The organism is Pseudomonas orientalis, from assembly GCF_022807995.1.
Lineage (GTDB): Bacteria > Pseudomonadota > Gammaproteobacteria > Pseudomonadales > Pseudomonadaceae > Aquipseudomonas > Aquipseudomonas orientalis_B.
Map to the genome: position 1 here is coordinate 3,656,813 of NZ_CP094351.1, position 14,058 is coordinate 3,670,870.

The following is a 14,058-nucleotide window of genomic DNA, read 5'->3' on the forward strand; positions in this document are numbered from 1 at the left end:
TAACAGCCTAAATCCCCGGGCATTTTCTTCGTTTACCTGTCAGCTCTGCGCGACTGCGCCCCGATCTTTCCTGGCTGGAACCTACGCATGAACCGCCCTCGACCTGCCCGACGCGCCCTGCTTGTGGTGGCGTGCCTGATTCCCATCGTTGCGTTCGTCACCTGGCAAGGCCTTGCGCCGGGCCGCGACACCCTGGCCACCGTGACGGTCACCCGTGGCGATATCGAAAACAGCGTCACGGCCCTGGGCACCCTGCAACCGCGGCGCTATGTGGATGTCGGCGCCCAGGCTTCCGGGCAGATCCAGAAGATCCACGTCGAGGCCGGCGATCAGGTCAAGGAAGGCCAGTTGTTGGTGGAGATCGACCCTTCGACGCAAAAAGCCAAGCTCGATGCCAGCCGCTACGCCATCGAAAACCTGCAGGCGCAGTTGCAGGAGCAGAAAGCCCAGCACGCCTTGGCGCGCCAGAAATACCAGCGCCAGCAACGCCTGAGCGCCGGTAACGCCACCCGTGAAGAAGATGTCCAAACCGCCATGGCCGAACTGAGCGCGACCCAGGCGCGGGTCGACATGTTCCAGGCCCAGATCCGCCAGGCCCGGGCCAGCCTGCGCAGCGACGAAGCGGAACTGGGTTATACGCGCATCTACGCGCCGATGGCCGGTACCGTGGTCGCGGTGGATGCGCGGGTCGGGCAGACTCTAAACGCGCAACAACAGACCCCGCTGATCCTGCGCATCGCCAAACTGTCGCCAATGACGGTGTGGGCTGAAGTGTCGGAGGCGGACATTGGCCATGTCAAACCCGGCATGAGTGCGTATTTCACCACCTTGAGCGGCGGCAGTCGGCGCTGGACCAGCACGGTGCGGCAGATCCTGCCGATTCCGCCCAAGCCCTTGAACGAAACCCAGGGCAGCGGCAGCCCGAGCAGCACCAGCAAAAGCGGCACCGGTCGGGTAGTGCTGTACACGGTATTGCTGGACGTCGACAACGCCGATAATGCGCTGATGGCGGAAATGACCACCCAGGTATTTTTCGTCGCAAGCCAGGTCAAGGACGCCCTTACCGTGCCGGTCGCCGCGCTGCAAGGCACGCCCACGGCGGATACGCAAACGGCCCGGGTAGTGGCGAAGAACGGCAGCATCGAGCAGCGCACGGTGCGCCTGGGGATCAGCGACCGCCTGCGCGTGCAAGTGCTGGACGGCCTCGACGAAGGCGATCATCTGTTGATCGGCCCGGCCGACGGCAGCGGGGGTTGAGTTGACCACGCCACTGATCGAACTCAAGCACATCCGTAAATCCTACGGCGGCGGCGACAGCCCGCAGGTCGACGTGCTGCGCGGCATCGACCTGTCGATCCATGCCGGGGAGTTCGTCGCCATCGTCGGCGCATCGGGCTCGGGCAAGTCGACGTTGATGAATATCCTCGGTTGCCTCGATCGCCCGAGCGAAGGCGATTACCTGTTCGCCGGGGAAAACGTCGCCCAACTGGGCAGCGACGAACTGGCCTGGCTGCGCCGCGAAGCCTTCGGCTTTGTGTTCCAGGGCTACCACCTGATCCCGTCGGCATCGGCCCGGGAAAACGTCGAGATGCCGGCGATCTATGCCGGCATCAGTGCCGGCGAACGGCACGCCCGCGCCACCGCCCTGCTCACCCGACTGGGCTTGGCCGAGCGCACCGGCAACCGTCCGCACCAGCTCTCCGGCGGTCAGCAACAGCGGGTATCCATCGCGCGTGCGCTGATGAACGGCGGGCATATCATCCTCGCCGACGAACCCACCGGCGCCCTCGACAGCCACAGCGGCGCCGAGGTGATGACCCTGCTTGACGAACTGGCGAGCCAGGGCCATGTGGTCATCCTGATCACCCACGACCGCGAAGTGGCGGCGCGGGCCAACCGCATCATCGAAATTCGCGACGGCCTGATCATCAGCGACTCGGCCACCGCCCACACCGAGGCGCCAGCGAACAGCGCTGCGCTGCAAGCCGTGGACCTGCGCCGGCGCCTGGCCGATGGCGCCGAACACAACGGGGCCTGGAAAGCCGAACTGCTCGATGCGTTGCAGGCGGCCTGGCGGGTAATGTGGATCAACCGTTTTCGCACCGCGCTGACCCTGCTCGGCATCATTATCGGGGTAGCCTCGGTGGTGGTGATGCTGGCCGTGGGTGAAGGCAGCAAGCGCCAGGTCATGGCGCAGATGGGCGCGTTCGGCTCGAACATTCTGTATGTCAGTGGTTCGTCACCCAATCCGCGTACGCCCCTGGGCATCATCACCCCCGCCGACGTGGCCGCCCTGGCCACCCTGCCACAGGTGAAACGGATCATGCCGGTCAACGGCGCCGAAGCCGGCGTGCGGTTCGGCAACATCGACTACATGGCCTATGTGGGCGGCAATGACACCAATTTCCCGACCATCTTCAACTGGCCGGTGGTCGAGGGCAGCTACTTCACCGAGGCCGACGAACGCAACGCCGCCACCGTCGCGGTGATCGGCGCACGGGTGCGCGACAAGCTGTTCAAGGGTCTGGTCAACCCCATCGGTCAATACATCCTGATCGAAAACGTGCCCTTCCAGGTGGTCGGCGTGCTCCAGGAAAAAGGCTCCAGTTCGGGCAATAAAGACAGCGACGATCGCATTGCCATCCCCTACTCCGCCGCCAGCATTCGCCTGTTCGGCAGCTACAACCCGGAGTACGTGGTGATTGCCGCCGCCGACGCCACCCGCGTGAACGCCGCCGAACAGGCCATCGATCAATTGCTCAAACGCCTGCACCACGGCAAGGACGACTACCACCTGACCAACAACGCCGCAATGATCCAGGCCGAGGCGCGCACGGCCAACACCCTGTCGTTGATGCTCGGTTCGATTGCGGCGATTTCCCTGCTGGTGGGCGGCATCGGCGTGATGAATATCATGCTGATGACCGTGCGCGAACGGACGCGCGAAATCGGGATCCGCATGGCCACCGGCGCCCGCCAGCGCGACATCCTGCGCCAGTTTCTCACCGAGGCGGTGATGCTCTCGGTGGTCGGCGGGTTGTTCGGTATCGCCCTGGCGCTGCTGGTGGGCGGCGTGCTGGTACTGGCCGACGTGGCGGTGCAGTTTTCCCTGGTGGCGATGCTCGGCGCGTTTGGCTGCGCGCTGGTCACCGGCGTCGTATTCGGCTTTATGCCGGCCCGTAAAGCTGCCCGGCTCGATCCGGTTAAGGCATTGACCAGTGAATAAACGATCCCTTCCCACACCGCTTTCCCCGCTCGGGCTGTGCCTGCTGCTCAGCGCCTGCGCCGGCACCCCGCCCGCCGTCGACAGCGGCATCGCGCCGCCCGCCGCCTGGCACTATGCCGAGCGCACGGCCAGCCAAGCCACCCACCTGCGCTGGTGGACGCACTTTGGCAGCCCGTCGCTCAACCGCCTGATCGACCAGGCCCGGCGGGACAGTTTCGACGTGGCCGCCGCCATGGCCCGTGTGCGCCAGGCGCAGGCAACCGCGGTGATTGCCGGGGCGCCGCTGCTGCCCGAGGTCACGTTCAACCTCACCGCCACCCGTGAAAAGCTGCTGCGCGGCAGCGGCAACTCGGACCTGAACGCCACCGAAAGCAACAAAACCGTGACCAGCTATGACGCCAACCTCACGGCCAGCTACGAACTCGACTTCTGGGGCGGTCGCGCCGCTGCCAGGGACAGCGCGCTGCAGAGCCTGCACGCCAGCCAGTTCGACCAGGCCAATGTCGAACTGACCCTGCTCAGCAATGTCGCCGACCGCTACGCACAAACCCTGGCGGCGCGCCAACGCGTGCAGATCGCCGAGCTGAACCTGGCGAATGCACGCACGGTGCTGGAGCTGGTGCAAACCCGCTACGACGCCGGTTCCGCCACGGCCCTGGAACTGGCGCAACAGAAAAGCCTGGTGGCCAGCCAGCAACGGCAACTGCCGTTGGTCGAGCAACTGGCCGAAGAGGCGCGCATCACCCTCGCCGCCTTGCTCGGCCAGCCCGTGCAGGCGCTGGAACTGGGCACAGAAGCGTTCCAGGCGCTGACCTGGCCTACCATCGGCCCCGGCGTGCCGAGCCAGTTATTGAGCCGGCGCCCCGACCTCGCCCAGGCCGAGGCACAGCTGGCGGCGGCGAACGCTGACGTCACCGTCGCCCGCGCGGCGATGCTGCCTGCGGTGACCTTGGGCGCGACTCTTGGCTCGGGCGCGTACCAGGCTGACGACATCCTGCGCAGCCCGTTCTACACCCTGACCTCGGGTCTGGTGGCCCCCATCTTCAACAACGGTCGTTTGAGCGCCGAACGCGACAAAGCCCGTGCGCGTCAGGATGAGCTGCTGCAAACCTACCGTGGGGCGATCATCAACGGCTTTGCCGATGTGGAAAAAGCCCTCAGCAGCATCAGCCGCCTCGACCAGCAACGCCAATGGCAAGCCGAAGAGCTGCAACAGGCCCAGACCGCGTTCCGCATCGCCGAAAGCCGCTACCAGGCCGGCGCCGAGGACCTGCTCACGGTGCTGGAAACCCAACGCACCCTGTACGCCGCCCAGGACTTGAACGTGCAGTTGCGACTGTCGCGCCTGCAAGCCAGCATTGCCCTGTACAAAGCGCTGGGGGGTGGCTGGGATAGCGGCACCTGATAAACGAAACTCCAGTTTCGTACACGATCCGTTTAATCGCCTTACATTATTAGACCCAAGGTCCTTGGTAAAAAAGCCGCCTTCACACGGCTTCCCGGGACCTCTTGATGAAACCCAGCGTTGTTGGAAAAAGCCTGGTCTGCCTCGGCGGCTGGCTGATCGCACACCTGGCCCTGGCCGAGCCGTTGATCGCGCCCACCGCCATTGACTGGTTACTCGATTGCCCCTTCCCGATTTTTGAGCGGCTCGACCCCGAAGTACTCGCCCGGACCCAGTGCGGTTTGGTAACGGTACCCCGCGACCATACCGCGCCGGGTCGCGGCCGCATACGCTTGAGCGTGACCCGCGTCGGCGCGCGCGACCCGCTCAACCGCGAGGGCGTGGTGTTTATCCAGTCCGGCGAGCCGCTTACAGCTAAAAACGCCACCTTTGCCGTGCACCTGGCCGGTCGCTGGGAGTCTTATGCCACCCAGGCTTACCGCACGCTCGTCGACCGCTACGACATGATCGAACTGAGCAGCCGCGATCTCAAAGGGGACGACACCCTCGAACAGGCGGCACAGGATATGGAGTATGTACGCGGGCAACTGGGCGAGGCCCGGCTCAACTACGTCGGCAATGCCGACGCGGCGCGCCTGGGCAACCGCTACGCCACGCTGTTTCCCGAACGCATCGCACGTATGGTCCTGGTCAACGCCGGGCACGGCGAACCGGGCGCTTCCGGCGTCGAACGGCTGCTGCTCAAGGAACCCGCTCAGGCCACTGCCGACGGCTGTGTCAGCCGCTGGCTCGGTGAGTTCCTGGCCTACGGCAAACAGCCACCTTCGGGCACCCGCTGTCTCGACCGTGGCGGCTGGGAGTGAGCCGTATCGGATCTACCGGAGTTTGATCACTCTTGATTCACCACATAACCCAATGTGGGAGGGGGCTTGCCCCCGATGACGGAGTGTCAGTAAATATATCGGTAACTGACGCACCGCTATCGGGGGCAAGCCCCCTCCCACATTTGGACTGCGTTCCAATCATAGCTATCTACCGCTCCCCGCTTCGCCAGCAGGTATCAACTGTCCAGCGTACTCAACCCTCCGGCGGCTCGATAACCGCCAGAGGTTTCCAGACTGAACAGAGCGATCCCAATGGCCCCCCTTAAATACAAAGACTTGCTGATCAACTTCACTAACAACTTCACTCACTTCTGGAACAACCGGCGTCGCGAGGATGGGCATTTTGGCGACGCGCCCGCCAGTCTCTGGCGCCCTCGCATACCTCCGAGGCTGGCTGGCTACTATCCGATCGGCGACAGGCTTGAAGATAATTTCAAGATAATCGACGGCGTCCAGGCGATGCCGGTGGTCGCCGACGCCAATGGAGCAAGGGGTATCGCCTTGAAGCCACCCATGGATTTCGAACGGGTATGGGCCTTTGCGCAACCTGGGTACAACGTGTCGATCTGGCGCCCGGTGCCGCCCGAAGGCTATGTGGCAATGGGATTGGTAGCTGGCAACGGCCTGCTTGAACCTTCCGTGGATGCGGTTCGATGCCTGCGTGATGATCTGGTGGTCACGTCGCACATCGACGAACTGCTGTGGAGCGATCGAGGCACCGGCGCACCCGCGGATTTTTCCGCCTGGAGTGTCAAGCCGCCCACCGCGCCACCGGCTGAAGTGTATTTCAGTGCCGGCACTTTCATGGGCCAGCCGGGCTATGCTCGACCTTTGGCCAGCACACCCGCGCATGCCCTGCGCGCGCATATGCTGATTGAATCGACGGCGCCCACCGTCGCGCCCACTCTGCACAGCTACGCCAAGCCTTCAGCGTTCGAGAAAACCACCACGACCTATATCACCCAACTGCCCTGGTTCACCATAGAAGACCCCGACCTGACCCCCATGGAACAGTTGACCCAGACGCCCTACTACCAGTTGGAGCGCAAGGATTACTACGTGTTGCTCAACCACGCGCATAACAACACTTCGACCGTACAACGCTACAACTGGGCCAGTACCAACATCGAAAATGGGTCGACCACCGAGAGCACCTCGCAGACCGTCGGCACAGAAAGCAGCGTCGAACTGCAATTCGCCAGTTTCTTCAAGGCCTCTGCAAAAATCAGCCTGAGCGTCACCCAGGTCAGTACGCAAACCAGGGGCTGGGCCAAATCCGAAACCTATACTGTCTGGTGCACCCTGGGGCCTCACAAGGCCGTGGCGGTCTACCTGATCAACAGCGACTATCGCCTGCTCAGGGCGGATGGGCGCCAGGTGGGCCAGATGTATACCAGAAGCAATGAAAACAGCCTGTACTGGAGCGAATACCCCGCGACCCAGGGCAATACCGTCAGGGTCAGCCGCTCCATAGCAGGAGAAACGTCCGCCGAAATTATCCTGCCCTGAGTGAACGCGCCATTGCACTCACCCTTTACCGCCAGTCGTCCTACAATGGCGCCGACTTTCTCCTGATTTCGGAACCGACATGGACATCGAACTGGCACGCACTTTTCTGGAAATCACCCGCTGCGGCAGCCTCGCCGCAGCGGCGGAAAAACTGCACGTTACCCAGACCGCCATCACCGCACGGGTGAAAAACCTGGAAAACCAGTTGGGCAGTATGCTGTTCGTGCGCAATCGCGCTGGTGCCCGCCTGACCGCCGACGGCGAGGCATTTGTGGTGTACGCCAACCAGCTGTTGCAAACCTGGGAAGCTGCCAAACGTGATCTGCCGTTGCCCGACGGCTATCGCAATGTGCTGCATATCGGCGGTGAGGTCAGCCTGTGCAACCCGCTGATGCTCGGCTGGGCCAAGGCGCTGCGCGAGCATATCCCCGGGCATGCCCTGCGCACCGAAATTCGCGAGGGCGAATACCTGTTGCGCCAGTTGGAGTTGGGCGTGCTCGACGCCGCGCTGGTGTTCCAGCCGCAGTACTGGCCGGGTTTGCAGGTGGAGCAAGTCCTGGAAGAAAAGCTGATCCTGGTGCAACTGACGAGCAAACCCGAGCCCTATGTGTACATCGACTGGGGCCAGGGTTTTCGCCAGCAGCACGACGCCGCACTGCCCGACCGGGCACGTGCCGCCGTGAGTTTCAATCTCGGGCCGCTGGCGTTGCAGTACATCCTGGAGAACGGCGGTGCCGGGTATTTCCGCACGCGCGTGGTGCAGAGCTACCTGGACAGCGGCGTGATGCAGCGGTTGGACAAGGCCCCGGAGTTCAGTTTCCCGACTTACCTGGTGTACTCGCGGGCGCGTGACTCGGCGGTGCTGCAACAGGCGTTGACGTTGTTGCGCGAGGTGGTCAGGGCCGAAGATGACTGGTCGCAGCGTTGGGACCCGCTGATTTGAATCACCCTGAGCCGGCGCGCACAGACTCAAGCGCAGTGAAAGCCGAACATTGCGTTCATAGATCAAGACCTCGAGAACAATGAAGCCCCCCACATTCAATTTGCTGCAGCCTGCAAAATTTGCGGCACACAAAGCAAAAAAGGGGCAGCCCCTGGAGGCTGCCCCTTCTGCTTCACATCACTGAATCAGTGGATGATGTCCTGGGTGCAGATATGCCCCAGGCTGACGTATTGCACGCTGTCACCGCCGACGCCCACGCCGGGGAACTCGGCCAGCTCGATGCGCCAGCCGCCCTCGTTGTAGGTGGTTCTCCATGTGTACGGCACGCCGGTGCTGCTGTCGTTGATCACCGTGGTGTAGTCACCGAAGCAGGTACCGATATTGGCCGTGGCCTGGGAGACACCCGCACTGTTGGTGGTCGCCGTGTAGTCGACCCAGCGGTAGTTCAAGTCGACGAAGTGGTTATCCACGCGCAATACCGGGGTGACGCCCAGCAGCGGCGCGCCAGTGGAGTCCGACCACTGTGTCGACCAATTCAACAGCCGCGCGGTTTGCGTGGCCAGCGGCATCTCGCTCACCGGCACCCGTACGATGTTGTCACCCTTCACACTGCTGGTGTTCAAGCGCGGCGAGGAGCCCAGGCTCAACTGGTAATACTTGCTCGAGTCCTGCGCCACCGACGGATTGGCCCGCACGCGCACCTTCACGGTGGTGCCCGGCGTTACGCTCGGGTAGGTCGAGGTGGAACCGGCCGGCACGGTGACCCAATTGGTGCCATCGAAGCGGTCGAAGATCCACTGGTTACGGCTGCCGCTCTCGTCGCCCGCCAGGTACATGCTCACGCTCTGGCCACGTACCGCCTTGAAGTCGAAGTAATCGACATCGTCGGCATTGTCGAGGTTACCGCTGACCTTGTTCATCGAGTCGGGCAACGCGAACGCGGTTTGCGCGCTGTCGTTGGGCTCGAACGCGTCGATGTTGCTGTCCACCGCCACGCCGAAACTGAACTGGGCGTTATCGGCAACCTTGGCCACCATGTACCAGTAGTAGTCACCGGCCGGCAGTACCCCGTTGAGGTATTCATCGGCATTGCCTGCGGCATCCGATGTACCCACCACACTCAGGTTGCCCTGGCCGTCATCCTGGAACAGAGTCAGCGACATATCCGCGCCTGCACTCTGGTTGACCAGTTGCACCTGCACCCGCGCGTTCTGCGCCAGGTTGAAGTGGTAGGCGAACTCGTTACCGGCCTGCACCCCATCGACGGTATAGAGCGTGTTGATATCCAGGGTTGGGAACAGCGGTTCAAACGCCGCGACGGCCGCGCTTTTCAGTTCGCTTTGCGCCGGTTTCTTCACCTCACCGACTACGCTGTCGAACGGCGCGGACTTGAGGGCTTTGGTCACCGCTTTGGATTGGCCGGACTTGGCCGCTGACAGTTTTTGCTTGAGCTCAGCCGACACTTTCGACGCGTCCAGCTTGCCCCCGGACTTGAGCGCCTTGTTCACGGCCTGCCTGACCGCGTCGGCACTGAGTTTCTGAGGCGCTTGATCAGCCAGGGCGAAGGCCGAGACAAAGCAGGAGGCCATCATGGCCGCGCCTAGCATAAGGGCTTTTTTCGATTTCATTTTTTATCCATCCATAGTTAAAAAATAGAAGTTCAGGTGATCGGCGACATCCGGTCACCTGGGATGGACTGTAGGATAATACTGTTTTTATGTACAGTACTTTTTTAGAATTTTGTCGACCTTTCCGAGCGGCCACTGAAATAAGCTAGTACCCCGTCATCTCCAGATACCCCACCCCACCGTCGAACTTCACCGGCCCTTCCCAGTAGGGAATCCCCAGGTTCATCCACGCCTTCGAATTGACGGCCTCGGTGGCGATGTCCAGGTGTTTGCCGGGGATTTTCAGCGACCAGCGCGTGGGGATGCTGCGCCCGTCAATCTCGGTGGTGGTCAGCGGCGTCAGCTGGATATCCGCGTTGTGCAGGGTCTCGGTGCGTCCCTGGGCGTCGATCCAGGTGCCGGTGAGATAGCCGCCGCCGTCCTTCTGCCGCACGCGAAACAGCATCAGTTGCTCGCCCCGGTCCAGGTGCAGGGAGAACCAGTCCCAACCGGTCTGGTTGGCGGCCAGGGGCTGGCTGCTCCATTCGCGGTCGAGCCAGGCGTTGCCGCTGACCTGGTAGGTCTGGCCGTCGAGCGTGACGCTGCCGTTGGCGCTGAAGAACGGCTGGCTGTAGTAGTAGGACGCCTGACCCTGGTCGGATTTGCGGCTGTAGCCGTTGTCGCCTTGCAGCACCAGCGGGCGGCTGGAGGTCAGTTGCAGGTCGTAGGCGAACTGCGCGCCACTGGCCTTGAGTTGCATGTCGGCCAGGGGGCTGGCGGCGCCAGGGCGGCTGGCGAAGTTCCAGTCATCGATCCAGGCGTTGAACGGCAGCGCCTGCGCCCCGGCCTGGCCGACACCGCCCCGGGCGAAGCGCTCGGCGGCGTAGTGGCGGGTGGCGGAGGTCACGGCGGCATGGCCGAGCCAAATGGTCGAATCGCGCCAGCCCGGTTGCGGCGGCCCGGCTTTCACGGCATTGCGAAACAGTGTCCATTGCACACCGAACATATTGCCTTGGGCGTCCTTGAGGTTGGCGGTGACGTACCACCATTCGATGCGAAAGCCTGGATGCGGGCCGTGATCCTCGGGAAAGCTGAAGACTTTTCCGGGCACCACCTGGACGAAGTCGGCGGCATCGCTGCCAAGGCCGGCGAAGCTTTCCTGGGGCGCAGGCGCCTGGTCGCACGCGCTCAGCAGCAGCAACACCGCCCATCCCAACGCTTTAATCTTCATGGGCAAAGGTCCTCAGCAAATCCGCCGGGCGGCTGCGATACAGCTGCCACAACGGCCAGGCCGATGCGAGCAACGTGGCAAGCATCGCCAGCCCCATCAACTGCGCCAGCTGCCACGGGAACACTTGCAACGGCAGGCGCCAGCCGAAGGCTTGCACGTTGATCACCGCATCCAGGCACCACGCCAGCAGCAGCCCCAAGGGCAACGCCAGCACCAGAGTGAGCACCGCCAGCAGCCAGGTCTGGCCAAGGTTGAGCAGCATCAGCTGGCGGCGCGTGACTCCCAGTGCCCACAGCGGCGCCAGTTGGCCGAGGCGACTCTGGCTCTGGGTCAGCAGGCTGATGAACAGCGCCACACCCGCCACGCCAAGGGTCAGGCTGTTCAGCGCGGCGGTGGCGGCGAAGGTGCGTTCGAACACCTGGCTGGACCAGCCCTTGAGTTGCTGTTGATCGACGATGCGGCTGTCCTCCAGGGCGAATTCACGCTGTACGTCACGCACCAGCGGCGGCACGTCCTGGGGCGCCACGCGCAGGTTGAAACGCACCGGTGACAGCGTCGGCCAATGCGCCAGCAAATGCCTGGCGTTGACCAGCAGGTGGCCCTTGGGGTTGCCGTAATCGGCGTAGATACCGACGATTGTCGGTGACCATGGGCCCTGGGGCGTGGGGACTTTAACGGTGTCGCCCAGGCGTACATTCAAGCGCCGCGCCAATTGCTCGCTGAGCATCACGCTGTCGTCCTGCAGCAAGCGGTCCCAGGGTGCGCTTGCCGCCTCCAGCAACGGCCAGTGCTGGCGATAGGTAGGGTCGTCGACCACGCCGAACACCTCCGCCGGCCAGCCTTGCAACTGCACCGCGACTTGCCAGCTGGGCAACACGGCCTGCACCCGCGGTTGTTGCGCCAGCCAGGCTTGCAAGTGCTGCGCCTGGGCGGGGTTTTGCGGGTTGAGGTACAGCTCGGCGGTGAGACGCTGCTCCAGCCAGTTATTGAACGTGCTGCGGAACCCCGACGTCATCGAGCCCGCGCCGATATTCGCCGCCAGCGCCAACAGCAGCGCCATCAGGGCCAGGCTCAAGGCCGGCAATTGCTGGCGACAATCAGCGAGGAACCACTGGCCCAATACCGAACGGCTGCGCCCCAGCACGCCCTTCAACACCCCATTGAGCAGCACCGGCAAGCCGAGGGCGGCGCCCAGCAGCAAGGCCGCCATCAACACAAACCCGGCGGCCAGGCTGTTGCCCCAGACCAGCGCCAGCAGCGCGACGAGCAGCGCAGCGCCCGCCACCCAGCCCTGGCGTCGCAACCAGCGCCCGTGGGCCTCGTGCCAGGCCTGGGCGTTGGCCAGCGCCAGCAGCGGCAGGCGCGCGGCACGCCACAGGCTGCTGGCCCCGGCGAGCAAGGCACCCAGCAGGCTCAAGCCCAGGCCTGCCAGCCACCACCAGGGGCTCAAGCTCAGTTGGCCGGCGACTTCGGCGCCGTAGAGGCCGCGCAAACTGGCCGCCACGTCCGGCAGCAACAGACTGGCGAGCAGGTAACCGCTGGCAACGCCGAGCACGCCGCCCAGCAACGCCAGGAACCCCAGCTCCACGCCGAGGCTGAGGATCAGCAGGCGTGCGCTGACCCCGCAGGCACGCAAGGTGCGCAGCAGGCCACGGCGTTGCTCAAGGGCCAGGCCAATGGCCGCATGCACGATAAACAGCCCCACCACAAAGGACAAAAAACCCAGCGCGTCGAGGTTCAGGTGGAAGCTTTCGGTGAGACGCGAAAGGCTGTTGTCGTCGCCCTGCTTGAGTTGCAGCCCGGCAGGCGGCACGGGATGACGGGCGGCGAAGGCGTTGTCCAGCAGCAGGCGCGACAGCCGGCCGTGCATGTCGAGCAGCGGTTGGGCGAAACCGATATCGGTGAGCAGCATGCCGGGGGCCATGTCCGGCTGCACCTGCAACGGCGGCAGGCGTTGCCCGTTGACCGTCAGCGGTTGCTCGCCTTCCTGCAGGCCGAGCGCCTGCAAGGTTTGCGCGGCAATCCAGGTGCGCCCCGGCGCCTCGAAAAACGCCAGTATCTGCGCCTGGCTCAAGCGTTGTCCCGCCACGCTGCCGCTGCCGGGTAACGACACCGGCTCGATGCCCATCAATTGCAGACGCTGCTCTTCATGCCCCTTGAGCACTACCCGCCCCTGCACCACCGGTGACACCGGCCAGCCTGCGCGGCGCAGCTCGGCGAACACGGCTTGGGGGAACCCGGCACCGTCCGGCGCGCTCAGGCTGGCTTGCGGTTCGCCGCCGATCAATTGGCTGGCGCGCGCGTAGCCGTCCCGCGCCTGGCTGTTGAGGGCCTGCACCCCGGTCAATAACGCAGTGGCCAGCCACAGGCCGGTCAGCACGCTGAAAAACTGCACCGGGTGGCGCCGCCAATGGCTCAACAGCGCACGCAGCGTCCAGTAGAACACCGCCATCTCAGCGCGGCTCCATCGGTACGACGCGGCCGTGGTGCAGCACGACCTGATGATCCAGGCGTGCGGCCAGGCGCGGGCTGTGCGTGACCATCAACAGGCTGGTGGGACTGTCGCGCAGCAGGTCGAGCAGCAGTTGCAGCACCTCGTCGCTGGTGGTTTCGTCAAGATTGCCGGTGGGTTCATCGGCCAACAGCAAGCCGGGGCGGGACGCCAGGGCGCGCCCCACCGCCACCCGCTGTTGCTGGCCGCCGGAGAGCTGTTCCGGGTAACGCTTGAGCAAGTCGCCCAGCCCCAGGCGCTCCACCAGTTGTGCCTGCCACTGCGCGTCGAAACGCCCGGCCAGGCGCGCCTGGAACGCCAGGTTGTCCTCCACACGCAAACTGCCGATCAGATTGAACTGCTGGAATACCAGGCCGATTTCGGTGCGCCGCCACTGGGCCAGTTGCCCTTCGTTGAGACGATCGAGACGCTGGTCGCCGATCAGAATGCTGCCGCCATCCACGCGGTCCAGCCCGGCCACCAGGTGCAGCAAGGTGCTTTTGCCGCTGCCCGACTCGCCCATCAGCGCCAGGCTGCTGCGCGCGCCCAGGTGCAGGTCGACACCCGCCAGGACGGTCAACGGGCCCTGGGGGGTGGCGTAATTTTTAACAACACCTTGTACCTGCAACATATGAACGCTCGGATCAATGACTGCAAACGAGAATAACGGCTGATGCGCGTTCCCACGCAATTTTTTCACATTGATTTCACCGCTTGCCCACCCCGGACACTTTAAATTCCCCACCCAGGCAGCATTAACCG

General features: G+C 63.9%; 10 protein-coding genes. 6 read left to right on the forward strand and 4 right to left on the reverse strand.

Annotation, left to right across the window (positions count from 1 at the left end):
- Positions 1–87 precede the first annotated feature (87 nt).
- From MRY17_RS16165 to MRY17_RS16190, 6 genes are all read left to right on the forward strand, one after another.
- Positions 88–1,257, forward strand: coding sequence for an efflux RND transporter periplasmic adaptor subunit (locus MRY17_RS16165; protein WP_243352483.1), 1,170 nt, complete (start codon positions 88–90; stop codon positions 1,255–1,257).
- Position 1,258: 1 nt separating this feature from the next.
- Entirely contained in the window at positions 1,259–3,226 is a 1,968-nt protein-coding gene (locus tag MRY17_RS16170) for a MacB family efflux pump subunit (protein WP_181284220.1), read from the forward strand.
- The gene (locus MRY17_RS16175; RefSeq protein WP_191956742.1) at positions 3,219–4,631 is read left to right on the forward strand and encodes an efflux transporter outer membrane subunit; all 1,413 of its coding nucleotides are present in this window, start codon (positions 3,219–3,221) and stop codon (positions 4,629–4,631) included. Before MRY17_RS16170 ends, MRY17_RS16175 begins: the two co-directional genes overlap by 8 nt.
- 107 nt (positions 4,632–4,738) lie before the next feature.
- A complete protein-coding gene (locus tag MRY17_RS16180; RefSeq protein WP_191956743.1) occupies positions 4,739–5,494 on the forward strand; it encodes an alpha/beta hydrolase in 756 nt (251 codons plus the stop codon).
- A gap of 273 nt (positions 5,495–5,767) precedes the next feature.
- Positions 5,768–7,024, forward strand: coding sequence for a Vps62-related protein (locus MRY17_RS16185; protein ID WP_191951974.1), 1,257 nt, complete (start codon positions 5,768–5,770; stop codon positions 7,022–7,024).
- A 79-nt stretch (positions 7,025–7,103) separates the two neighbouring features.
- Complete coding sequence (locus MRY17_RS16190) at positions 7,104–7,967, forward strand: LysR family transcriptional regulator (protein WP_181284216.1); 864 nt, start codon at positions 7,104–7,106, stop codon at positions 7,965–7,967.
- Positions 7,968–8,152: 185 nt separating this feature from the next.
- On the opposite strand, the gene MRY17_RS16195 is transcribed toward MRY17_RS16190, so the two are convergent.
- From MRY17_RS16195 to MRY17_RS16210, 4 genes are all read right to left on the reverse strand, one after another.
- Positions 8,153–9,595: a hypothetical protein gene (locus tag MRY17_RS16195; protein ID WP_181284215.1), complete on the reverse strand. Its 1,443-nt coding sequence runs from the start codon at positions 9,593–9,595 to the stop codon at positions 8,153–8,155.
- Positions 9,596–9,740: 145 nt separating this feature from the next.
- Positions 9,741–10,805 (reverse strand): lipocalin-like domain-containing protein, encoded by a 1,065-nt coding sequence (locus tag MRY17_RS16200; RefSeq protein WP_191956747.1) that lies wholly within the window; start codon positions 10,803–10,805, stop codon positions 9,741–9,743.
- A complete protein-coding gene (locus tag MRY17_RS16205) occupies positions 10,795–13,257 on the reverse strand; it encodes an ABC transporter permease (protein WP_243352484.1) in 2,463 nt (820 codons plus the stop codon). Before MRY17_RS16205 ends, MRY17_RS16200 begins: the two co-directional genes overlap by 11 nt.
- Before the next feature lies 1 nt (position 13,258).
- Entirely contained in the window at positions 13,259–13,927 is a 669-nt protein-coding gene (locus tag MRY17_RS16210) for an ABC transporter ATP-binding protein (RefSeq protein WP_181284212.1), read from the reverse strand.
- Between the last annotated feature and the right edge of the window lie 131 nt (positions 13,928–14,058).